21 protein-coding genes are annotated in these 22,029 nt (G+C 64.4%); 1 reads left to right on the forward strand and 20 read right to left on the reverse strand.

Annotated elements, in window-relative coordinates; all coding sequences use genetic code 11:
• Window positions 1-4 precede the first annotated feature (4 nt).
• From BLP96_RS02235 to BLP96_RS02255, 5 genes are all read right to left on the reverse strand, one after another.
• Window positions 5-826, reverse strand: a complete 822-nt coding sequence (locus BLP96_RS02235; protein WP_089682665.1) for a DUF72 domain-containing protein — start codon at window positions 824-826, stop codon at window positions 5-7.
• A 48-nt stretch (window positions 827-874) separates the two neighbouring features.
• Window positions 875-2,710 carry a glutamine--fructose-6-phosphate transaminase (isomerizing) gene (gene glmS / locus BLP96_RS02240; RefSeq protein ID WP_089682667.1) on the reverse strand — a complete coding sequence of 612 codons (1,836 nt, stop codon included), beginning with the start codon at window positions 2,708-2,710 and terminating at the stop codon, window positions 875-877.
• A 10-nt stretch (window positions 2,711-2,720) separates the two neighbouring features.
• Window positions 2,721-4,088 (reverse strand): bifunctional UDP-N-acetylglucosamine diphosphorylase/glucosamine-1-phosphate N-acetyltransferase GlmU, encoded by a 1,368-nt coding sequence (glmU, locus tag BLP96_RS02245; RefSeq protein WP_089682668.1) that lies wholly within the window; start codon window positions 4,086-4,088, stop codon window positions 2,721-2,723.
• Window positions 4,089-4,151: 63 nt separating this feature from the next.
• Window positions 4,152-5,222: an FAD:protein FMN transferase gene (locus BLP96_RS02250; RefSeq protein WP_089682669.1), complete on the reverse strand. Its 1,071-nt coding sequence runs from the start codon at window positions 5,220-5,222 to the stop codon at window positions 4,152-4,154.
• 23 nt (window positions 5,223-5,245) lie between these two features.
• The gene (locus BLP96_RS02255; protein WP_089682672.1) at window positions 5,246-6,046 is read right to left on the reverse strand and encodes an undecaprenyl-diphosphate phosphatase; all 801 of its coding nucleotides are present in this window, start codon (window positions 6,044-6,046) and stop codon (window positions 5,246-5,248) included.
• Between the two features lie 207 nt (window positions 6,047-6,253).
• Between BLP96_RS02255 and BLP96_RS02260 the strand changes: the two genes are divergently transcribed.
• A complete protein-coding gene (locus tag BLP96_RS02260; protein WP_089682676.1) occupies window positions 6,254-7,462 on the forward strand; it encodes a cation diffusion facilitator family transporter in 1,209 nt (402 codons plus the stop codon).
• Here BLP96_RS02260 and mgtE read toward each other — a convergent pair.
• From mgtE to BLP96_RS02335, 15 genes are all read right to left on the reverse strand, one after another.
• Window positions 7,455-8,822 carry a magnesium transporter gene (gene mgtE / locus BLP96_RS02265; protein ID WP_089682678.1) on the reverse strand — a complete coding sequence of 456 codons (1,368 nt, stop codon included), beginning with the start codon at window positions 8,820-8,822 and terminating at the stop codon, window positions 7,455-7,457. The genes BLP96_RS02260 and mgtE overlap by 8 nt on opposite strands.
• A gap of 219 nt (window positions 8,823-9,041) precedes the next feature.
• A complete protein-coding gene (locus BLP96_RS02270) occupies window positions 9,042-9,470 on the reverse strand; it encodes a F0F1 ATP synthase subunit epsilon (RefSeq protein ID WP_089682680.1) in 429 nt (142 codons plus the stop codon).
• A 24-nt stretch (window positions 9,471-9,494) separates the two neighbouring features.
• On the reverse strand, window positions 9,495-10,871 hold the full coding sequence (atpD, locus tag BLP96_RS02275) for a F0F1 ATP synthase subunit beta (protein WP_089682682.1): 1,377 nt from the start codon (window positions 10,869-10,871) through the stop codon (window positions 9,495-9,497).
• 118 nt (window positions 10,872-10,989) lie between these two features.
• Entirely contained in the window at window positions 10,990-11,874 is an 885-nt protein-coding gene (gene atpG / locus BLP96_RS02280) for a F0F1 ATP synthase subunit gamma (RefSeq protein ID WP_089682684.1), read from the reverse strand.
• A 68-nt stretch (window positions 11,875-11,942) separates the two neighbouring features.
• Window positions 11,943-13,487, reverse strand: a complete 1,545-nt coding sequence (atpA, locus tag BLP96_RS02285; RefSeq protein ID WP_089682686.1) for a F0F1 ATP synthase subunit alpha — start codon at window positions 13,485-13,487, stop codon at window positions 11,943-11,945.
• Window positions 13,488-13,503: 16 nt separating this feature from the next.
• Window positions 13,504-14,040, reverse strand: coding sequence for a F0F1 ATP synthase subunit delta (locus tag BLP96_RS02290; protein ID WP_089682688.1), 537 nt, complete (start codon window positions 14,038-14,040; stop codon window positions 13,504-13,506).
• Between the two features lie 11 nt (window positions 14,041-14,051).
• A complete protein-coding gene (locus BLP96_RS02295; RefSeq protein WP_089682690.1) occupies window positions 14,052-14,522 on the reverse strand; it encodes a F0F1 ATP synthase subunit B in 471 nt (156 codons plus the stop codon).
• Between the two features lie 73 nt (window positions 14,523-14,595).
• Window positions 14,596-14,823 (reverse strand): F0F1 ATP synthase subunit C, encoded by a 228-nt coding sequence (gene atpE / locus BLP96_RS02300; protein WP_089682691.1) that lies wholly within the window; start codon window positions 14,821-14,823, stop codon window positions 14,596-14,598.
• Window positions 14,824-14,892: 69 nt separating this feature from the next.
• On the reverse strand, window positions 14,893-15,720 hold the full coding sequence (gene atpB, locus BLP96_RS02305) for a F0F1 ATP synthase subunit A (RefSeq protein WP_089682693.1): 828 nt from the start codon (window positions 15,718-15,720) through the stop codon (window positions 14,893-14,895).
• Window positions 15,721-15,737: 17 nt separating this feature from the next.
• On the reverse strand, window positions 15,738-16,163 hold the full coding sequence (locus tag BLP96_RS02310) for an ATP synthase subunit I (protein WP_245682135.1): 426 nt from the start codon (window positions 16,161-16,163) through the stop codon (window positions 15,738-15,740).
• Between the two features lie 262 nt (window positions 16,164-16,425).
• Window positions 16,426-17,349: a ParB/RepB/Spo0J family partition protein gene (locus BLP96_RS02315; protein ID WP_089682697.1), complete on the reverse strand. Its 924-nt coding sequence runs from the start codon at window positions 17,347-17,349 to the stop codon at window positions 16,426-16,428.
• Window positions 17,350-17,371: 22 nt separating this feature from the next.
• Complete coding sequence (locus BLP96_RS02320; protein ID WP_089682698.1) at window positions 17,372-18,142, reverse strand: ParA family protein; 771 nt, start codon at window positions 18,140-18,142, stop codon at window positions 17,372-17,374.
• A 29-nt stretch (window positions 18,143-18,171) separates the two neighbouring features.
• On the reverse strand, window positions 18,172-18,834 hold the full coding sequence (gene rsmG / locus BLP96_RS02325; protein WP_089682700.1) for a 16S rRNA (guanine(527)-N(7))-methyltransferase RsmG: 663 nt from the start codon (window positions 18,832-18,834) through the stop codon (window positions 18,172-18,174).
• Window positions 18,831-20,726 (reverse strand): tRNA uridine-5-carboxymethylaminomethyl(34) synthesis enzyme MnmG, encoded by a 1,896-nt coding sequence (mnmG, locus tag BLP96_RS02330; protein WP_089682702.1) that lies wholly within the window; start codon window positions 20,724-20,726, stop codon window positions 18,831-18,833. The genes rsmG and mnmG overlap by 4 nt, the downstream gene beginning before the upstream one ends.
• A gap of 523 nt (window positions 20,727-21,249) precedes the next feature.
• A complete protein-coding gene (locus BLP96_RS02335; RefSeq protein ID WP_089682704.1) occupies window positions 21,250-22,023 on the reverse strand; it encodes an amino acid ABC transporter ATP-binding protein in 774 nt (257 codons plus the stop codon).
• Window positions 22,024-22,029: the final 6 nt, after the last annotated feature.

The following is a 22,029-nucleotide window of genomic DNA, read 5'->3' on the forward strand; positions in this document are numbered from 1 at the left end:
TCTCCTAGAAAAGAGGAGTCTGTTTTTCGCCGGCGAAGTCCGCCAGCGCCGGCAGGTCGAGAGCGCTGGCCAGTTGAGAGTACAGGGTTCTGGCGAGCTGGGGGGCCTGACGGTTATCCGGCGTGTGCACAAAGAGAAAAGGGGTTTTCCCCTGTTTTATCCACAGGCCGAGCTGGTCGACCCAGGGCTGAAACCGCGCCAGATTGGTTGCCTCTTCACAATGCCCGATGAAGCGCACCACCGGTTCACTTGCCGTGGAAAGCACGTGTAATGGGCATTTTGGCTTCTCTTGCCGGGCCTTGGCCAACCCTGAACGATCATCATGCGGTGGAGCGAAGAGAGGGCGAACGTCAAGCATCACGCGGTTGACACCCTGAGTTATCAACAATCGGTTGAATGCCCGTTCTGCCATCCCCTTGTGGAAAAAATCCCGGTGACGTCCCTCCACGGCGCACGGAATTGCCGCAGGCCAGCGGGAGAGCAGCGTTTCCAGCTGCGGTAGTTCGTCGACGCCGAAATCCCTCGGTAGCTGCACCATCACCGGGCCCAATCGATCGTGCAGAGGTGCGAGCGCCTCCAGGAAGGCGTCGACCTCGCTACGGACACCGACCAGGCGCCGCTCGTGGGTCAGCCGCGCCGGCAACTTGAAGCAGAAACGAAAATGCGGCGGCGTCTGGCGGGCCCAGGCGGCGACGGTCTCCTCTCGGGGAGCACCGCTGTAGAAGGTGGTGTTGCCCTCCACGGCGGAAAACGTCCGAGCGTACTCCTCGAGGCCGCCGCCGTGGGGCGGATAGAGCGTGCCTCGCCAGTCGGCGTTGGCCCACATGGGCAGCCCCAGACGAAGACACGCTCGAGGCTGGCAGGTGGCCACGCGTCACTCCACGGTAACGGATTTGGCCAGGTTGCGCGGCTGGTCGACATCGGTGCCCTTGAGCACCGCCACGTGATAGCTGAGCAGCTGCAGCGGCAGGGTATAAAGCAGTGGCGCCAGCGCCTCGTGCACGTGAGGCAGATGGAGCACGCGAATGCCCGGTTCCTCGGCCAGGCTCACCTGCTCATCGGCGAACACGTACAGCTCACCGCCACGCGCCCGCACTTCTTGGAGGTTCGACTTGAGCTTGTCGAGCAGCTCATCGTTGGGTGCCACGGCGATCACCGGCATCTCGCTGTCGACCAGCGCCAGAGGACCATGCTTGAGCTCGCCCGCCGGGTATGCCTCGGCATGAATGTAGGAGATCTCCTTGAGTTTCAGCGCCCCTTCCAGGGCGATCGGGAAGTGCGCACCGCGTCCCAGGAACAGCGCATGGTGCTTTTCGGCAAAGCCCGTCGACAGCGCCTCGATCCCCTCGTCCAGCGCCAGTACCCGTTCCACCAGCCGAGGCAAGCCACGCAGGGCGTTGACCAGTTCGCTCTGGATCGCCTCGTCCAACCCATGACTGCGGCCCAACGCCAGGGTCAGCAGCATCAAGGCCGCCAGTTGGGTGGTGAACGCCTTGGTGGAGGCCACGCCGATCTCGGGGCCGGCCTGGGTCATCAATGTCAGGTCGGATTCTCGCACCAGGGAACTGCCCGGCACGTTGCAGATCGCCAGGCTAGCGAGATAGCCCTTCTCGCGGGCGAAGCGCAGCGCTGCCAGGGTATCGGCGGTTTCGCCGGATTGGGAAAGCGTCACGAACAGGGTGCCCTCGGGTACCACCACCTGGCGATAGCGGTACTCGGAGGCGACCTCCACCTGCACCGGCACGCCGGCATAGCGCTCCAGCCAGTAACGGGCGACCAGACCGGCATGATAGCTGGTGCCGCAGGCGACGATATGGATCTGCTGGACGCGCTCGAACAGCGCCCGCGCCTCGGGCCCGAAACTCTCGACCAGCACGGCGCTATCGCCCAGACGCCCTTCCAGGGCAGCAGCGATCACCGCGGGTTGCTCGTGAATCTCCTTGAGCATGAAGTGGCGATACTCACCCTTGCTGGCGGCACCGTCGCCATGTTCGAAAGTATCCACCTCGCGTTCGACCGTGCGACCGCTCGTATCGTAGACGTCGATGCGGCCACCGTCGGCCAGGCGCACCAGATCGCCCTCCTGCAGATAGATGAAGCGGTCGGTGACTTGCAGCAGCGCCAGCGGATCGGAACCGATGAAGGCCTCGTCGATGCCGACCCCGACGACCAGCGGGCTGCCCTGGCGGGCGCCGATCACCACGTCCGGCTCGTCGGCATGCACCACGGCCAGTGCATAGGCGCCCTCGAGGCGAGCCAGGCTGCTCTGCACCGCGCTCAGCAGGTCCTGACTGTGGCGATAATCGCGATCGATCAGGTGGGCCACCACCTCGGTATCGGTCTGCGAGGTGAAGCGATACCCCGCTGCGACGAGTTCTTCGCGCAGCACCTCGTGATTCTCGATGATGCCGTTGTGCACCACGGCGAGCCGCTCACCCGACAGGTGCGGATGGGCGTTATCCTCGGTGGGCCGGCCATGGGTCGCCCAGCGCGTGTGCGCAATGCCGCAGTGCCCCGTCATGGGTTCGGCCGCGAGGCACGCTTCCAGAGCCGCCACCTTGCCCACCGCGCGGCTGCGCTGCAGTCGCCCGTCGCCGGACAGCACCGCCATGCCGGCCGAATCGTAGCCACGATACTCCAACCGCTTGAGCCCCTCGAGCAGAATGCCTTCCACGTTGCGCTGGGCCACGGCCCCGACGATGCCACACATGGTGCCTCTCCTATTGCTGTTTGGCGTTGCTGGGTCGCGGCCAGTCGGCCTTGCTCACCTGGCGTGCCCGCGAGACGGCCAGGGCATTGTCCGCGACGTCCTTGCTGATCGTCGACCCGGCGCCCACGGTGGCTCCATGACCGATGCTGACCGGCGCCACCAGGGCGGTATTGGAACCGATGAAGGCATCGTCGCCGATCTCGGTACGGTGCTTGTGGGCACCGTCGTAGTTGCAGGTGATGGTGCCGGCGCCCACGTTGACCCCGCGTCCCAGGCGGGCGTCGCCCACGTAGCTCAGATGATTGATCTTGCTGCCCTCGCCCACCTCGACGTTCTTGGTTTCGACGAAGTTGCCCACCTTGGCCCCCACCGCCAGGCGCGACCCGGGCCGCAGCCGGGCGAAGGGGCCAATGCGGCCATGACCGGCAATCACTGCTCCTTCGATGACGCTGTGCGGCTCGATCAGCGTCTCGGCACCGATGTGGCTATCCCGGATCACGCAGTGGGCGCCGATGCGCACCCCCTCGCCGAGTTCCACTTCGCCCTCGAAGATACAGCCCACGTCGATCTCCACGTCGTGGCCACAGCGCAGTTGCCCGCGCACATCGAGCCGTGCGGGATCGGCCAGCGCCACCCCTTCGCGCATCAGCTCCTCGGCGAGCCGAGCCTGGTGGGCCCGTTCGAGGCGCGCCATCTGCAGCCGATCGTTGACGCCCTCCACCTCCAGCGCCTCGCTGGGCTGGGCGGTAGCGATGCGTACACCTTCGGCCGCGGCCATGGCGATGATGTCGGTGAGGTAGTACTCGCCCTGGGCATTGTCGGCGGAGAGTCGCGGCAGCCAGCGACGCAGCTGGGCAGCGGTCATGGCCATGATGCCGGTATTGCACTCGTGCACGGCGCGTTCGCGTTCGCTGGCGTCCTTGTGCTCGACGATGGCCACCGCTTCACCGTCGGCGTTGCGCAGCACGCGTCCATACCCCGTCGGGTCATCCAGCGTCACGGTCAACAGCGCCAGGCGCGAGTCGCTGACCTCGGCGAGCAACGTCGCCAGGGTATCGCGGCGAATCAACGGCACATCGCCATACAGCACCAACACCTTGCCCTGCCCCAGCGCCTCCAGCGTCTGGGCCACGGCATGCCCGGTACCCTTCTGTTCGGCCTGCAGCGCGAAGTGCACGGGCGTGTCAGACAACGCCTCGCGCACGGCCTCGGCGCCATGACCCACCACCACGTGCAGCCGATCGGCTGCCAGTTGGCCTGCGGTATCGAGCACATGGCGCACCATCGGCTTGCCCGCCAGGCGATGCAGCACCTTGGGCCGGCTGGAGCGCATGCGCGTGCCCTGTCCAGCCGCCAGAATCACCACGTCAAGGCTCATCGGGACTCCTTGTCGGTTCATTGATCGGATCGCGTTCATCGGCTGTCAGTTTACACCCGCGGATCAACGTCGCACCTCCACACCCAGTTCCTCGACCCGTTCCTCGCCGAACGTCTCGACGAAGGCCGGGCTCACCCAGCTCTCCCAAGCGTCGCCACGGCGCACCAGCATCAGTACCGCCAGCGCTTCCCGGCGTGCCAGCGCCATGCCTTCCTCTTCGCCGAGCACGCTCAATGCGGTCGCCCAGGCATCCGCCCAGGCGTTGGAGGGATGCGCCACGGTGACGGAAGCCAGGCCATGGGTGATCGGTCGACCACTGCGTGGATCGAGGGTATGCGAGTAGCGTTGCCCATTCTCCTCGAAGAAATTGCGGTAGTCGCCAGAAGTGGCCACCGAGATATCGTGCAGGGGAACGACATGGGTGGCCTCCTGGCGATCGTCGAGGGGCGCCTCGATGCCGATGCGCCAGGGTTCGGCCTCGCCGTCGCGCCATCCGGCCACCTTCAGATCGCCGCCCAGATTGACCAGGTAGTGCTCGATGCCCTCGCTGGCCAGATACTCCGCCACCCGGTCGGTCGCGTAGCCCTTGGCGACCGCGGAGAGATCGACGAAGACGTCGCGCACTCGCCTGGCACGCTGACGTTCGGGCTCGACTTCCAGGCTGTCGGGCCCGATCTCGGCCAGGCGTTCGCGCAATGTCGTCTCGTCCGGCACTTCGCGGGGACGCGCCTCGGGCCCGAAGCTCCACAGGTTGACCAGCCCACCGACGGTGACGTCGAAGGCGCCGTCGCTGGCCTCGGCCACTGCCTCGCTGATGGCGAGCACCTCGATCAGTTCGTCGGTCAGGGGCTGCCATTCACCGACCGGAGCCGAGTTGAAGTCGGACAGCTCGGAGTCGTCGCGATAGGTGGACATGCTGGCATCGACGTCTTCCAGTACCGACTCGATGCCCTCTTCCAGGTCCCGTACTTCTCCCACCGTCAGTGAATCGACCATGGTCACCTGATAGAAGGTTCCGAAGATGGCGCCCTCCAGGCGCACCGGCGACTCCAGCGGCCGATCGCTTTCCGAGCAGCTGACCAGCAGTGCCGCCAGGATCAGCGGGCCAAACCAGGAACGTAGCGACGACATCATGCAAACTCCTCGTGACGGATGCTTCACGGCCAGAACGCCCACAGCAGCCAACCGCCGAGTACCAGACGATAGATCACGAAGGGCTGCATGCCGAGACGACGGATGAAGGCCAGGAAATAGTGAATGCACAGGTAGGCACTGACGCCGGAGAGCAGCGTGCCGAGACTCAACGCCACCCAGTCGATGCGTTGTGGCTGCTGAATCAGGCCTGCGGCTTCCAGGCCGCCGGCCAGCACGATCACCGGGATCGAGAGCAGGAAGGAGAAGCGCGCCGCCGCCTCACGGCTCAGCCCCAGCAGCAGCGCTGCGGTAATGGTGATGCCCGAGCGCGAGGTGCCGGGTATCAACGCCAGCGCCTGGGCGAAGCCGATGAACAGGGCGTCGCGCAGCGAAAGCTGATATTCGCTGCGTTCGCCGCGCTGTCCCCAATCCGCATAGGCCAGCAGTAACCCGAATCCGATCAGCGCGGCAGCGATCAGCAGCGGGGAGCGCATGCCCAGAGCGATGGCATCCCGAAACAGCAGGCCGAAAATGCACACCGGCACGGTGGCTAGAGCCACCCACCAGGCCAGCCGGGCATCCCGATCGACCCCCGCGCCGGAAAGCGAAGCCAGCCAGGCACGGGCCATGCGGGCGAGCTCCTGACGGAAGTAAGCCACCACCGCGGACAGGCTGCCGAGATGCAGGGCCACGTCGAAGGCCAGACCCTGATCTCCCCAGCCGGTGAGCTCGGGCACCAGAATCAGGTGGGCGGAACTGGAGATCGGTAGGAACTCGGTCAGCCCCTGAAAGACAGCGAGAATGAGGACCTGTAGCCAATCCATGGGGCACTTCCCTAACCAGTGAGCGCCGAAGCGAGCGCAGACCCTTGTGACGCGCAGAGGATACACGTCCGACGCCCGGCTGTCCGCCATGCAGCGCGGCAGAGCCTATTCCTCTTCAATTCAGCCAGCGGTAATGCGAGAATTCCGACCGAATGAGTCCACATTGTCCGCCCCCATCTTCCAGGGCGTGACCCATCGGTAGCGACCATGAGTGCAAGCGATCACTCCTTGACCGACCATCACGAGCAGATTCGTGATGCCAAGCGCGTCACCCTCATCGGCGCCTGGATCGATGGCACCCTGGGGTTGGCCAAGGTCGTCGTCGGCTTGATGGTCGGATCGGCGGCTCTGATCGCTGACGGCATTCACTCCTTCTCCGACCTGGTCACCGACGGTTTCGTGCTCGCGGCCACCCACTACGGCCGCCAGGATCCGGACCAGGACCACCACTACGGCCACGGGCGGATCGAAACGCTGGCCACCCTGCTGCTGGGCAGCGTGCTGATCTTCGTAGCCGGCGCCATCGCCTGGTCGAGCCTGCAGCGCCTGCTGGCGGGCACCAGCATTCCCGCACCGGGCGTTTGGGCGATGCTGCTGGCCGTCGCGGCACTGCTCGCCAAGGAGTGGATCTTCCAATATACCCTGCGAGTGGCCAAACGGGTCAGCTCGCGACTGCTCGAGGCCAATGCCTGGCACTCGCGTTCCGATGCGCTTTCCACGGCCGTGGTCCTGGTGGCCTTGATCGGCGCCCAGTTCGGCGCTGGCTGGCTCGACGCCATCGCCGCCGTGGTGGTGGGCCTGCTGGTGGGCAAGGTAGGCTGGGATCTGCTCTGGGAATCGGCCCGCGAGCTGGTCGACACCGCCCTGCCCGAGGACGCCCAGCAGCGCATGCACGAGGTGGCCTGCAGCGTGCCGGGCGTCGACAGCGTCCACGATTTACGCACCCGCCAGTCCGCCGGCTGGGTCATGGTCGACCTGCACATCGTCGTCGGCCCCAAGGTGAGCGTCTCCGAAGCCCATGAGATCGGCAACGAGGTGAGTCGTCGGCTGCGGCACGCCTTCCCCGCGCTGACCGACGTGATTTTCCACATCGACCCGGAGGACGATGCCGGCGAAGGCGACCCCAGCCGCTTCCCCGGCCTGCCGCTGCGCCCGGAAGTCGAGGCCGCACTGGACGAACGCTGGTACACGCATCCCGTCTGGCGCACCCTCACCGACCTTCAGCTGCATTACCTGAATGGAAAAGTTTCGGTTTCGCTCGTGGTGGGCGACGACATTCACCAGCCACCGCAATGCCTGGCCAGTCAGCTCAAAGCGTTGGCCAGTGACATCGAGTGGCTGGGCAACGTCGAGGTGCTGTTCGTCACCCGTGCCGCCAGCGATCCCATGACCGGTCGCTCATGGCATGCTAGGTGAGCATGGCGGTCGCGATGCTGAAGTAGATCAACACACCCGAGGCGTCGACCAGCGTCGTCACCAGCGGCGCCGAGGCGGTGGCCGGATCCCAACCCACGCGGTCGAGCACGAAGGGCAGACACATGCCGATCAGGCTGCCGAACAGTACGATGGTCACCATGCTCAATGCCACGATCATCGCCACTGCCTCGCCGCCGCGCATGACGCCGATAGGCGCCACCGCCAGCGCCATGGTCAATCCCAGCGAGCCCGCCACCAGCAGTTCTCGCCCCAGTAGCTTGCCCCAGTCCTTGACCCCCACGTCGCCGGTGGCCATGCCGCGCACCATCAGCGTCGCCGCCTGGGCGCCGGCGTTGCCGCCACTGCCAATCAACAGCGGTAGGAAGAACACCAAAGCGACCTGGGCGGCGATCGTCTCTTCGAAATAGGCGATGCCCGCCCCGGAAAAGAGGTTGGCGAAGACCAGCAGCACCAGCCAGGTCACCCGCTTGCGGTAGAGGCTCCACAACGGCACCCGGCTCACGCCATCCTCGAGCTGACCGATCGACATCCCCTTGTGGATGTCTTCCGTAGCCTCGGACTCGGCCACGTCCATGGCATCGTCGTGGGTGACGATGCCCACCAGACGCTGCTCGTGATCGACCACCGGCACCGCCAGCAAATCGTAGCGGGCGACCAGCCGCGCCACTTCTTCCTGGGCTTCGTCCACCGACACGCTGATCACGTCCTTGATCATCAACTCGTCGACCTGGGCGCCCGGGCGGGCCACCATCAGCTGGCGCAGCGACAAGGTGCCGGCCAGGCGCCCGTCGCGGTCGACGATGTAGAGCTGATAGACCGTCTCGGCATCCGGCGCCGTCTGGCGCACCCGCATCATCGCCTGGGAGACCGTCATGCCACAGGGAATGGCCACGTAATCCGAGGTCATGATGGCCCCGGCGGTTCCCTCCTCGTAGCTGGCCAGGCGCTTGAGATCCTCGCGCTCCTGACGCGCCATGCGCCGCAGCAGGCTCTCGCGGCGATCCTCGTCGAGCAGGTTGAAGAGATCGGCGCGCTCGTCGGAGCCCATCTCCTCGAGCACCTTGAGCAGCGTCTCGTCGGACATCGCCTCGGAAAGCGCCAGCTGTTCCTCGCCTGGGAGATAGCCGAGCACGTTGGCACGCCGCTCGATGGGCAAGCAGTCGAGCAGGGCAAGCACGGTTTCCACGCCTTCATCCTCGGCGAGCAGGTCCTCAAGGATCTCGGCCAAGTCCGCGGCGCGCAGCTCGGGGAGCTGCTCATCGAGCGTATCGCGACGCCCTTCCTCCAAGGCGGACAGCAGTTCCTCCTTGTGTTCTTGCAGCGTTTCGCTCAAAGACATGGGCTTCCTCCTGCCGCCGCGGGGGGTGCACCGCATCCAGGCGGTAGCGAATGCCAAGCTCCGGGAACGTCCGGGCCAGTGCCGCCATCATAGCAGACGAGAAAACGCCCCCCGAACGGTGTTCGGAGGGCGCTGCGATAGACCGGCCACTTTCGCACGGCGGTCCGGCGCCAAGACTTTGTCCGACAAGTCGGCGCAAAGCCAGTTTGCGGACGACGCCTAGCCCTTGCCGGCTTTCTTGCGCAACTGCTGGATGGTACGCAGTTGGGCCACCGCCTCGGCGAGCTCGGCGGCGGCACGGCTGTAGTCCAGCTCGGCCGACTTGTCGTTGAATGCCTTCAGCGCATGCTGCCGAGCCTCCTCGGCCGCTGCCTCGTCGAGATCCTTGGCACGTGCCGCGGAGTCGGCAAGCACGGTCACCACGTCAGGCTGCACTTCCAGAAAGCCGCCGGAGACGTAGTAGTTCTCCTCCTGCCCGCCGTCGTGGATGACGCGGATCGGGCCCGGCTGCAGCTCGGTGAGCAGCGGTGCGTGCCCGGGCAGGATACCGAGGTCGCCCATCACGCCGGACGCGACGACCTGCTCGACCTCGCCCGAGTAGATCGACGCTTCAGCGCTGACGATTTCGCACTTGAAGCTGTTCGCCATAGCGAATCCCCCTGATGGACGGGATTACTTCATCTGGTTGGCTTTCTCGACGGCCTCGTCGATGGTGCCGACCATGTAGAAGGCCTGCTCGGGCAGCTCGTCGTACTCACCGTCGAGGATGCCCTGGAAACCGCGGATGGTGTCCTTCAGCGACACGTACTTGCCGGGTGCGCCGGTGAACACTTCGGCCACGAAGAACGGCTGCGACAGGAAGCGCTGGATCTTGCGCGCCCGGGCCACGGCCTGCTTGTCCTCGTCGGACAGCTCGTCCATGCCCAGAATGGCGATGATGTCCTTGAGCTCCTTGTAGCGCTGCAGCACGTTCTGCACGCCGCGGGCGGTGTTGTAGTGCTCCTCGCCGACCACCAACGGGTCGAGCTGACGCGAGGTGGAGTCCAGCGGATCGATGGCCGGATAGATGCCCAGCTCGGCGATGGAACGCGCCAGTACCACGGTCGCGTCGAGGTGCGAGAAGGTGGTGGCCGGGGACGGGTCGGTCAGGTCGTCCGCAGGCACGTAGACCGCTTGCACGGAGGTGATGGAGCCGGTCTTGGTCGAGGTGATGCGCTCCTGGAGCACGCCCATCTCTTCGGCCAGGGTCGGCTGATACCCGACCGCCGAAGGCATCCGACCCAGCAGTGCCGATACCTCGGTACCGGCCAGGGTGTAGCGGTAGATGTTGTCGACGAACAGCAGTACGTCGCGGCCTTCGTCGCGGAATTTCTCGGCGACGGTCAGGCCGGTCAGGGCCACCCGCAGGCGGTTGCCCGGCGGCTCGTTCATCTGACCGTAGACCAGCGATACCTTGTCGATGACGTTGGATTCGGTCATCTCGTGGTAGAAGTCGTTACCCTCGCGAGTCCGCTCGCCGACCCCCGCGAACACGGAATAGCCGCTGTGCTCGGTGGCGATGTTGCGGATCAGCTCCATCATGTTGACGGTCTTGCCAACACCGGCACCACCGAACAGGCCGACCTTGCCGCCCTTGGCGAAAGGGCAGACCAAGTCGATGACCTTGATGCCGGTCTCGAGCAGTTCGCTGGACGCCGCCTGATCGGCATAGCTCGGCGCCTTGCGGTGAATCGGCATGCGCTCCTGTTCGCCGATCTCCCCGGCTTCGTCGATGGGCTCGCCGAGCACGTTCATGATGCGGCCCAGGGTCTCCTTGCCCACCGGCACGGAGATGGCAGCACCGGTATTGGCGACCTCCATCCCGCGCTTGAGGCCCTCGGTGGAGCCCATGGCGATGGTGCGCACCACGCCGTCGCCCAACTGCTGCTGAGTCTCAAGAATGGTCTCGACAGTCGAGACCTTCAGCGCGTCGTAGACCTTGGGAACATCGTCCCGCGGAAACTCTACGTCAATCACCGCGCCGATGATTTGTACGATACGTCCGCTCATCTTGGTTCCTCTCAAAGTACCTGCAAATGAAACCTGCATGCCTGGCGCTGTACGAACACTGCCTGCGTTCGGTGGCTCCTCGTACAGGCCTCAGGGAAGGCCTGGCCCTCCCCTGGCGCTATACGGCGGCGGCACCACCGACGATCTCGGAGATTTCCTGGGTGATGGCGGCCTGGCGGGCCTTGTTGTACACCATCTCCAGATCATCGATCAGGTTGCCGGCATTGTCGGTGGCGCTCTTCATGGCGATCATCCGCGCGGCCTGCTCACAGGCCCCATTCTCGACCACCGCCTGGTACACCTGCGATTCGATGAAGCGAACCAGCAGGCTGTCGAGCAGCGCCTTGGCATCCGGTTCATACAGGTAGTCCCAGCTACCGGGACGCTGATTGTCTTCGGCCTCTTCATCCAACCCCATGCCCGGGGTGAGCGGCAACAGCTGGCGAACCACCGGCTTCTGCGTCATGGTGTTGACGAACTCGTTGTACACCACGTAGAGACGGTCGAGCCGCCCTTCGTCGTAGGCGTCGAGCATCACCTTGACGCTGCCGATCAGGTCGTCCACTTCCGGGGCTTCCCCCAGACCGCTCTTCGCCGCGACCAGATTGCCGCCATAGTTGCGGAAAAAGGCACCGGCCTTGGTGCCCAGGGCACAGAAATCGAGCTCTGCACCCTTGTCGCGCCACGCCTTGGCATCCTTCACCACCGCCTTGAACAGGTTGTGGTTCAGGCCGCCGCACAGACCCCGGTCGGTGGACACCACGATGAATCCGACCCGTTTCACCTCGTCGCGCTCGATCATGTAGTCATGACGATACTCGGGGTTGGCGTCGGCGATGTGGGCTGCCACGTTGCGGATCTGCTTGGCGTAAGGCTGGCTGGCCTTCATCAGGTCTTGCACTTTACGCATCTTCGACGCAGCGACCATTTCCATGGCACTGGTGATCTTCTGCGTATTCTTGATGCTCCCGATCTGGGTGCGTATCTCTTTTGCAGCTGCCATAGCGATCTACTCCGTTCGTGGCCCTCAGAAAACGTCGTGGGCCCGCCCGCTCGGGCGGGCCGGCGGCATTACCAGCTCTGAGTGGCCTTGAACTTCTCGAGACCCGCCTTCAAGCCCTGCTGGATCTCGTCGTTGTAGTCGCCGGTCTCGTTGATCTTGTCCAACAGATCGCTGTGCTCGGCCTTCATGTAGTCGCGCAGGGCACGCTCGAAGTCCAGCACCTTGTTGACCTCGACATCGTCCAGGAAGCCTTCGTTGGCGGCATACAGAGAGAGCGCCATCTCGGCCACGGACATCGGCGAGTACTGGTTCTGCTTCATCAGCTCGGTGACGCGTTGACCGTGCTCGAGCTGCTTGCGGGTGGCTTCGTCCAGGTCGGAGGCGAACTGGGAGAAGGCCGCCAGTTCGCGGTACTGGGCGAGTGCCAGACGCACGCCGCCGCCGAGCTTCTTGATGATCTTGGTCTGTGCCGAACCACCCACGCGAGATACCGAAAGACCGGCGTTGATGGCCGGACGGATGCCCGAGTTGAAGAGGTTGGTCTCGAGGAATATCTGACCGTCGGTGATCGAGATCACGTTGGTCGGAACGAACGCCGAGACGTCGCCACCCTGGGTTTCGATGATCGGCAGGGCCGTCAACGAGCCGGTCTTGCCCTTGACCTTGCCGTCGGTGAACTTCTCCACGTAGTCGGCATTGACGCGTGCGGCACGCTCGAGCAGGCGCGAGTGCAGGTAGAAGACGTCGCCCGGGTAGGCTTCGCGGCCCGGCGGGCGACGCAGCAGCAGCGACACCTGACGATAGGCCACGGCCTGCTTGGACAGGTCGTCGTAGACGATCAGCGAATCTTCGCCGCGGTCACGGAAGTACTCGCCCATGGTGCAGCCGGAGTAGGCCGCCAGGAACTGCATCGGAGCCGGATCGGCGGCGCCGGCGGCAACCACGATGGTGTGCTCCATGGCGCCGTGTTCTTCGAGCTTGCGCACCACCTGGGCGATGGTCGACTGCTTCTGGCCGATGGCCACGTAGACGCAGGTGACGCCCTTGCCCTTCTGGTTGATGATGGTGTCGACGGCGATGGCCGACTTGCCGATCTGGCGGTCACCGATGATCAGCTCACGCTGGCCACGGCCGATCGGCACCATTGCATCGATGGACTTGAGGCCGGTCTGGATCGGCTCATCCACCGACTGACGGGTGATGACGCCCGGAGCGACCTTTTCGACCGCGTCGGTGAGCTTGGCGTTGATCTCACCCTTGCCGTCGATGGGCATCCCCAGCGGGTCGACCACGCGGCCGATCAGCTCGGGGCCCACCGGCACCTCGAGGATGCGCCCGGTGCATTGGGCGGTCATGCCCTCTTCGAGCTGCAGGTAGTCGCCCAGCACCACGGCACCCACGGAGTCGCGCTCCAGGTTGAGCACCATGCCGTAGATGCTGCCGGGAAATTCGATCATCTCACCGAACATCGCGTCCTCGAGACCGTGAATCTTCACGATGCCGTCGGAGACGCTGACGATGGTGCCCTGATTGCGGGCTTCGGAAGCGACATCCAGCTTTTCGATACGCTGTTTGATGATGTCGCTGATCTCGGAAGGATTCAGTTGCTGCATGCCATGTCCCTCGGACTCAAGCGGTGAGAGCTTCGGAGAGGCGGTCCAGTCGACCGCGCACCGACCCGTCGATGACGGTGTCGCCGGCGCGCAGGATGACGCCCCCGATCAGCTTCGGTTCCACCTGAGTGGTAATGGAGATTTCGCGGTTCAGGCGCTTCTTGAGCGCGCCGGCGAGCTTTTGCTGCTGCTTGTCGTCGAGCGCGTAAGCCGAGACGACGGTGACGTCGATGCGCTTGTCATGCTCGGCGCGCAAGCGTTCGAACTGCTCGGCGACTGCCGGCAGTGCGGCGAGCCGCCCCTTGGCGCCGAGAGTGTCGAGAAAGCGCTTGGCGTCCTCGTCGACCTCGACCTCGGCCAGTTCGACGACCAGGCCTGTCTTGCGCTCGGCATCGAGACTCGGGCTCGACAGCAGCTTCTGGACGTCGCGAACGGCAACCACCTGCCCCAGCTTGCCCAGCCACTCGGACCACTTCTCCAGCGCCTTGTGATCGCGAGCATACTCGAACGCCGCCCTGGCGTAGGGCCGTGCGACGGTAGACAGTTCCGCCATGGATCACCTCCTCACAGTTCGGCGGCAAGCTTGTCGAGCAGCTTGCGATGAGCCTTCTCGTCGACGGAGGCTTCCAGGACGCGCTCGGCACCGGTCACCGCGAGGTGCGACACCTGGGCACGAAGCTCGTCCTTGGCGCGTTGGATTTCCTGATCGATCTCGGCACGCGCACTGGTCACCAGGCGCTCGCCCTCGGCGCGGGCCTGCTCGCGGGCCTCCTCGACGATCTGGGAAGAGCGCTTGTTGGCCTGTTCGAGGATCGCAGCCGCCTGCTCCTTGCTCTCGCGCAGCGTCTCGGCCGCCTGCTCCTGGGCGAGCTCGAGGTCACGTGACGCCCGGCTGGCCGCATCGAGACCATCAGCGATCTTCTTCTGGCGCTCATGGAGCGCCGTGCTGATCGGCGGCCACACGTACTTGATACAGAACCAGACGAAGATCGCGAACGCGAGCGTCTGTCCGATTAGCGTCATGTTGATATTCACGGGAATGTACCTCTGACAGGTTCGTGGCGACCGGAAACGAACGAACCGAGCGCCTCAGCGCTCGGCAATGACGTTAACCGGCGACAACGAAGATCAGGTACATCGCGATACCGACGCCGATCATCGGCACGGCGTCGAGCAGGCCGGCCATGATGAAGGTCTTGGTCTGCAGCTGATCGCCCAGCTCGGGTTGACGAGCCGTGGACTCGAGCAGCTTGCCACCCAGCAGAGCGAAGCCGATACCGGTAGCCAGAGCGCCCAGACCGATGATGATGGCTGCAGCAATGTAGACCATTTCCATGATGTTACTCCTGACGTTGAGTTGAGGTTCAGCGGGTTAGGGTTGAGGGGATGGTAAGCGTTGCTCGGTTCAGTGATGCTCGTGAGCGGCGCTCAGGTACACGATGGACAGCACCGTGAAGATGAAGGCCTGCAGCGTCACCACCAGGATGTGGAAGATCGCCCACGGCACGTCCAGCAGCCAGATGGCCCAGAACGGCAGCAGAGCGATCAGAATGAAGATCACTTCGCCGGCGAACATGTTGCCGAACAGACGCAGGCCGAGGCCCAACGGCTTGACCAGCAGGCCGATGATTTCCAGCACCAGATTGAAGGGAATCAGCGCCCAGTGGTTGAAGGGCGTCAGCGAGAGCTCCTTGGCGAAGCCACCGGCTCCCTTGACCTTGATGCTGTAGTAGATGATCAGGATAAACACGCCCAGCGCCATGCCCAGGGTGGCATTGGGATCGGTGGTGGGCACGATCTTCATGTACTCGACGCCGAGGCGCGAGAACAGCTGCGGGAAGTAGTCCACCGGAATGATCTTCAACGTGTTCATGAACAGGATCCATACGAACAGCGTCAGTGCCAGCGGCGCGATGATCGGATTCTTGCCGTGGAAGGTGGAACGCAGCAGGTTCTCGATGAACTCGACCACCATCTCGACGGCGTTCTGCAGGCCGCCGGGAACCCCGGTGGTGGCCAGGCGACCCGCCTTGCGGAACAGCCAGATGAACAACGCGCCCATGGCGATGGACCAGCCCATGGTGTCGAGATGGAGTGCCCAGAAGCCCATTTCGCGAGCCTCCTCGGCGGAGTGGGCCAGTGACCAGCCGTTCTCGGGGTGATAACCGTAGGTGAGGTTCTGAAGGTGGTGCTGGATGTAATACGCTGCCGTGTTCTCGCTACCTGCTGCCATACCGTGGTTACCTCGATTCAGGGAGCCGGTCCGCCGCGCACCAGCCAAGGAGCCAGCCAGTGCGTGAAGAGTACCGCCACATATGCGACAAAGAAGAAAATCGGGTTTGAGGGGGGCACGGCTATGAACACCACCACGAACAGTGCCACCGTCAAACCGAACTTTCCCGCTTCGGCCCGATAAACGTTTGCGACGAAGCGTCTTGCCTGTCTGCCACCGCCCACCGAACCGACACGCCAAGCGAAATAGAGTGAAGGAATCAGGCACGTGAGCCCGCCGAGCAAGGCGGAAGCGGCACCCGGCCATGCGGCCAGCAAGCCACCCAGGCCCGTTGCCAGCAGCGTGCTGATCCCCTGGGCCAGCAGCAAGCGGGTGGCATCCAGTCGCCGGCGCTTCATGGCAGCTGATCTTGGCATGCACATCCTGTCGACGATGTCGCGCACTCAAGCGCCGGTGCGCAATCGATACGCTGCTAGTGCCCGTCAGGCAAACACCGGCGGATTATAGGGAAGCCCCTTGGCACCTTCAACCTGAGCTGCACCGTTTTGACACGATATCACGCCAGCTTAAGACCAAATGGCGAGTTCATGACGGGAAAATCCGTTAGCGTGCTAAAAACAACCCAGCATTCTCGGCTGGGCCAATCGCAGTCGAACATGGCGAAAGGCCCAGCCGGCGACGGGTCGCAGAGATAGCCCTGACCTCTCAGCGAATGTGCTCGAGAATGCCGTCCAGCTCGTCCAGACTCGAATAGCGGATGGTCACTCGACCCTTGCCACCACGACCGTGCTGAATCTTCACCGGGGCGCCGAGCAGCTCGCCGAGACGCGTCTCCAGACGTGCCACGTCGGGGCTGGGGGCCGGACTCTCGGCCCGCTTGGGTTCGCCGCTGAGCATCCGCTTGACCAGCGCCTCGGTGTCACGAACGGTGAGGTCGCGGTTGACCACCTCGTGGGCGGCCTTGCGCTGCTTGGCACCGGAAAGCGAGAGCAGCGCCCGGGCGTGGCCCATATCCAGATCGCCGCGCTCCAGCAGCGTCAACACCTCGGTCTCGAGCGACAGCAGACGCAGCAGGTTGGCCACCTGAGCGCGTGACTTGCCAACGGCATCGGCCACCTGCTGCTGGGTGAGCTCGAACTCATCGAGCAACCGCTTGAGCGCCATGGCCTCCTCGACGGGGTTGAGATTCTCGCGCTGAATGTTCTCGATCAGCGCCAGGGCCAGGGCGACTTCGTCGCTGACCTCGCGAATCACCGCCGGGATGGTATCGAGTTCGGCGAGTTGAGCAGCGCGCCAGCGGCGCTCGCCGGCAACGATCTCGTAACGCGCATCGCCGACCGGGCGCACCACGATGGGCTGCATGACCCCCTGGGCACGAATCGAGTCGGCCAGTTCCTCCAGGGCCTCGGGCTGGATGTCGCGGCGCGGCTGATAGCGACCGCGGGTCAGTTGACCCAGCGGCAAACGCTCCAGGCGCTCCTCGGCAGTGGGCTCGGGCACCGGCGACGACGCAGCCGCATCGACGCCATCCGGATCGCCATCGGGTAGATCAAGGCTCTCGCGGCGGCGAGCACCTGCACCGATCAGGGCATCCAGGCCACGGCCCAAACCGCGTTGTTTGCGCGTCATCGACTTTCCCTCATCACAGCGGTTACAGCGACAGGCGACGGATCAGTTCCTTGGCCAGCACCCGGTGGGCCTGGCTGCCGCGCGAAAAGCGGGCGTATCGGGTGACCGGCAGACCGTGACTGGGCGCTTCGGCGACGCGCACGTTGCGCGGAATGGTGGTCTTGAGCAGCGCTTCGCCGAAATAGTCGCGCAGCTGCTTGCTGACGTCCCGCGTCAGGCTGTTGCGCGAATCGAACATGGTACGCAGGATGCCGTCGATGGCCAGTGCCGGATTCACGCTGTCCTTGATCTGCTCGACGGTATCGAGCAGCGCCGAGAGGCCTTCCAGGGCGTAGAACTCGCACTGCAGGGGGATCAGCACCCCGTCGGCCGCGGTCAAGGCGTTGACGGTGAGCATGTTGAGCGATGGCGGACAATCGATCAGCACGACGTCGTATTCACTGGCCACCGGCTCGAGCGCCTTGCCCAGACAGCGCTCGCGTCCCTCGGCGCGATCGAGCAACTCGACCTCGGCTGCGGTGAGGTCGCCGTTTCCCGGAAGCAGGGCATAGCCGGCAGCCGGACAGTCGAGAATCACTTCGGTGGCGCGCGTGTCGGCCAGCAGTAGATCGAGCACGCTGACATCGAGCGCGTGCTTGTCGATACCGCTGCCCATGGTGGCATGACCCTGGGGATCGAGATCGACGAGCAGCACGCGCCGATCCAGGGCGGCGAGACTCGCTGCTAGGTTGACGGCCGTGGTGGTCTTGCCCACGCCCCCTTTCTGGTTGGTTAGCGCGATGATTCGAGTCACGGGCGACATCCTTGCGTCAGGCGGCGCGCTCACCGGCGGCCGGGGTTGTCGATTCGCTCGACGATCAGCAGCTGACGGTCTGCCTCGGTGAACGGTACCGTCAGCGTTCGACGATCTCGCAACGCTACCCCGTCAGGCAGTTCGGCCAGCTCGTCATCGGCTGCTGGCCCCTTCATGGCTAGCCAGCGCCCACCCGGCGCGACCAGCGGATTCGTCAACCGGACGAAGTCGCCCAGGCTGGCAAAGGCGCGGGAGATCACCTGTGGATAACGCGCATCGCCAGGCTCGAACGCTTCGACCCGCGCTTGCACCGGCACCACATTGTCGAGTCCCAACTCCATCACGGCCTGCCGTTGAAAACGCACTTTCTTGCCGTTGCTGTCGAGCAGGGTCACCGACCGCTGCGGAGCCAGAATGGCCAGAACCAGGCCCGGCAGACCGGGACCGGCACCCACGTCGAGCAGCGGCTCCTCGGTGACGTAGGGCGCGACGGCTGCGCTGTCGAGCAGGTGCTTGGCCACCATCTCATCGGGTGAACGTATCGCGGTGAGGTTATAGGCGCGATTCCACTTGTGCAACAACTCTACCAGTGCGAGGAGCCGTTCGTGCTGACGGGCATCAACGGCAATGTCTAGCTGGTCGAGGCCGTCGTCGAGATGCCTGCGGCCGGTTGCGGAGAGCGCCACGCTCATCCGTTGGCCACCCGGCTGTCATCGAGAAGACGCCGCTTCTTCAGGTGAATCAGCAAGATGGATACGGCTGCCGGCGTCACGCCGGCAATCCGCGCGGCCTGGGCCAACGTCTCGGGACGCGCCTCGCCGAGCTTCTGGCGGATTTCGTGGGAGAGCCCCTCGACCTGGTCGTAATCGAGGTCGGCCGGCAAGGGGGTGGCTTCGTGGCGCTTGAGCTTGTCGATCTCATCCTGCTGACGGTCGATGTAGCCCTGGTACTTGGTCTGGATCTGCACCTGCTCGGCGACGATGGGATCGCTCGCCGGCTCCCCGGCCAGAGTCGCCACGTCAGCGTAGCCGAGCTCGGGCCGCTTGAGCAGGTCGAGCAGGCTGTATTCGCGGGCGAGTGGCTTGCCGATCTTTGCCGCCACCGCCTCGGCCGCGGGCGTGCCGGGTTGCACCCAGGTCGCCTCGAGCCGGGCGCGTTCGCGCTCGATCGCCTCGCGCTTGCCGCTGAACGCGGCCCAACGGGCATCGTCGACCAGGCCCAATCGGCGACCGGTCTCGGTGAGGCGCAGATCGGCATTGTCCTCGCGCAGCAGCAGCCGGTACTCGGCCCGCGAGGTGAACATGCGGTAGGGCTCGCGGGTGCCCAGGGAGATCAGGTCATCGACCAGCACGCCCAAGTAGGCCTCGTCGCGGCGCGGCCACCAGGCCTCGAGCTCCTGGGCTCGCCGGGCGGCATTGAGACCGGCCAGCAGCCCCTGGGCCGCGGCTTCCTCGTAGCCGGTGGTGCCGTTGATCTGCCCGGCGAAGAACAGGTTGTGAACGAATTTCGTCTCCAGCGAGTGCTTGAGATCGCGCGGATCGAAGAAATCGTACTCGATGGCGTAGCCGGGCCGGGTGATATGGGCATTCTCCAGGCCCTGGATGGAGCGCACCACCTGTAGCTGGACGTCGAAGGGCAGCGAGGTGGAGATACCGTTGGGGTAGAGTTCGTGGGTGTCGAGCCCCTCGGGCTCGATGAACACCTGGTGGCTCGCCTTGTCGGCGAAACGATGCACCTTGTCCTCGATGGACGGGCAATAGCGCGGGCCTACGCCTTCGATCACCCCGGAGTACATCGGTGAGCGGTCGAGGTTGGCGTGGATGATCTCGTGGGTACGCGCATTGGTGTGAGCGATGTGGCAGCTGACCTGATGGGGGTGCATGTCGCGCGTTCCCAGGTAGGACATCACCGGAGTCGGAGTGTCGCCGGGCTGCTCCTCGAGGGCCGAGAAATCCACGCTCTTGGCGTCGAGGCGTGGCGGTGTGCCGGTCTTGAGCCGATCCACGCGGAAGGGCAGCGCACGCAGCCGTTCGGCCAGGCGGTTCGACGGTGGGTCACCAGCGCGCCCCCCGCGGCTGTTGTCGAGGCCGATGTGGATGACCCCGCCGAGAAAGGTGCCGGTGCACAGCACCACCGTTTCGGCATGGAAGCGAATGCCGGTCTCGGTGACCACGCCGCGTACGGTGTCATTTTCCACCACCAGATCGCCAGCGGCCTGCTGGAAGAGCGTCAGGTTGGGCTGATTTTCCAGCAGCCCGCGAATCGCCGCCTTGTAGCGAATCCGGTCCGCCTGGGCGCGGGTGGCGCGCACCGCCGGTCCCTTGCGGGCATTGAGAACCCGGAACTGGATACCGCCCCGATCGGTGGCCAAACCCATGGCGCCACCCAGCGCATCGATCTCCTTGACCAGATGACTCTTGCCGATGCCGCCGATGGCGGGATTGCAGGACATCTGTCCCAGCGTCTCGATGTTGTGGGTCAGCAGCAGTGTCCGACAGCCCGTGCGTGCAGCGGCCAAGGCGGCTTCGGTTCCTGCATGGCCGCCGCCGATGACGATGACGTCGAAGCGGTCGGGGTAATCCAAGGTGCACCTCGCTGGCGCCGTTGCGCCTGTCCTGGAATCAGGGGAAATCAGCCCGCCAGTATAACTCCCCTGTGGGTAAACGTCAGGGGTTTTCCACATGGCCGAAGCCAGCATGCACAGGGGGTCTCTCCATCAATTACTATCTATATGAAATAAAGAGAAGTTCTGTTGTGGTTGTAATTACTGGTGTGGACATTATTTGTGGATAAGGTTGATTACTCTTTTAAAGACAGTCATTTGCTGTGTTGACTGAAACTCGGAAAGACGGTCGACGTCCTGGGCGCGAACGGTGAGGACGCTGTGGATGGAATCGCCAGTCGTCCACAGCCTGACACATCAAGGCGTTTTCCACCGATGGATACCGGAGTTGTCATCGTGGCTGTGAACAACCGGGCCAAACCGGGTTCGGCGGCGCAACCGCGGGGCTGGGTGCCATTCGGTGAAAAATCTTGTCCACAGGCCGAAAAAAGGCCCTGACGGTATCGACAGGGCCTGCGGAGGATTGCCAGAGAGGCTGGGGGAATCAGTGCTTGAGCACACGCGCCAAGAAGTTGCGGGTAGGCTCGTTCTTCGGCGAATCGAAGATCTCCTCCGGTGGGCCTTCCTCGGCAATTTCTCCCTGATGGATGTAGATGACGCGATCGGCAACCTCGCGGGCGAAGCCCATTTCGTGGGTGACGATCATCATGGTCATGCCTTCGTGGGCCAATTCACGCATCGCATCCAGCACTTCACCGATCATCTCGGGGTCGAGTGCCGATGTCGGTTCGTCGAAGAGCATCAGGCGAGGTTCCATGGCCAGGGCGCGTGCCAGTGCGACACGCTGCTGCTGGCCGCCGGAGAGCTGACTCGGGTACTTGCTGGCCTGGTCGGCGATATCGACGCGTTCCAGGAGGCGCTCGGCCGTCTCCGTTGCATCCTTGCGGCTCCAGCCGCGCACTTTCATCGGGGCCAGGGTCACGTTGTCCAGCACGCTGAGGTGGGGAAAGAGGTTGAACTGCTGGAATACCATGCCCACTTCGGTACGAATCTTCTGTAGTGCCTTGGCGGCCTTGCCGTAGGGCACCAGATCGTTGCCATCGACCTGGATGTGACCCTGCTGAAATTCCTCGAGCCCGTTGATGCAACGTATCAGGGTCGATTTTCCGGAGCCGCTGGCACCGATGACGACCACCACCTCGCCAGCAGCGACCTCGAGGTCGATGTCCTTGAGTACGTGCAGGCTGCCGAAGTGCTTGTTCACCTTCTCCAGTTGCACGATGGGAGCGTCAGTGGACGGAGACTTGTCGTGATTCATGTCGCG

The organism is Billgrantia gudaonensis (assembly GCF_900100195.1).
Lineage (GTDB): Bacteria > Pseudomonadota > Gammaproteobacteria > Pseudomonadales > Halomonadaceae > Halomonas > Halomonas gudaonensis.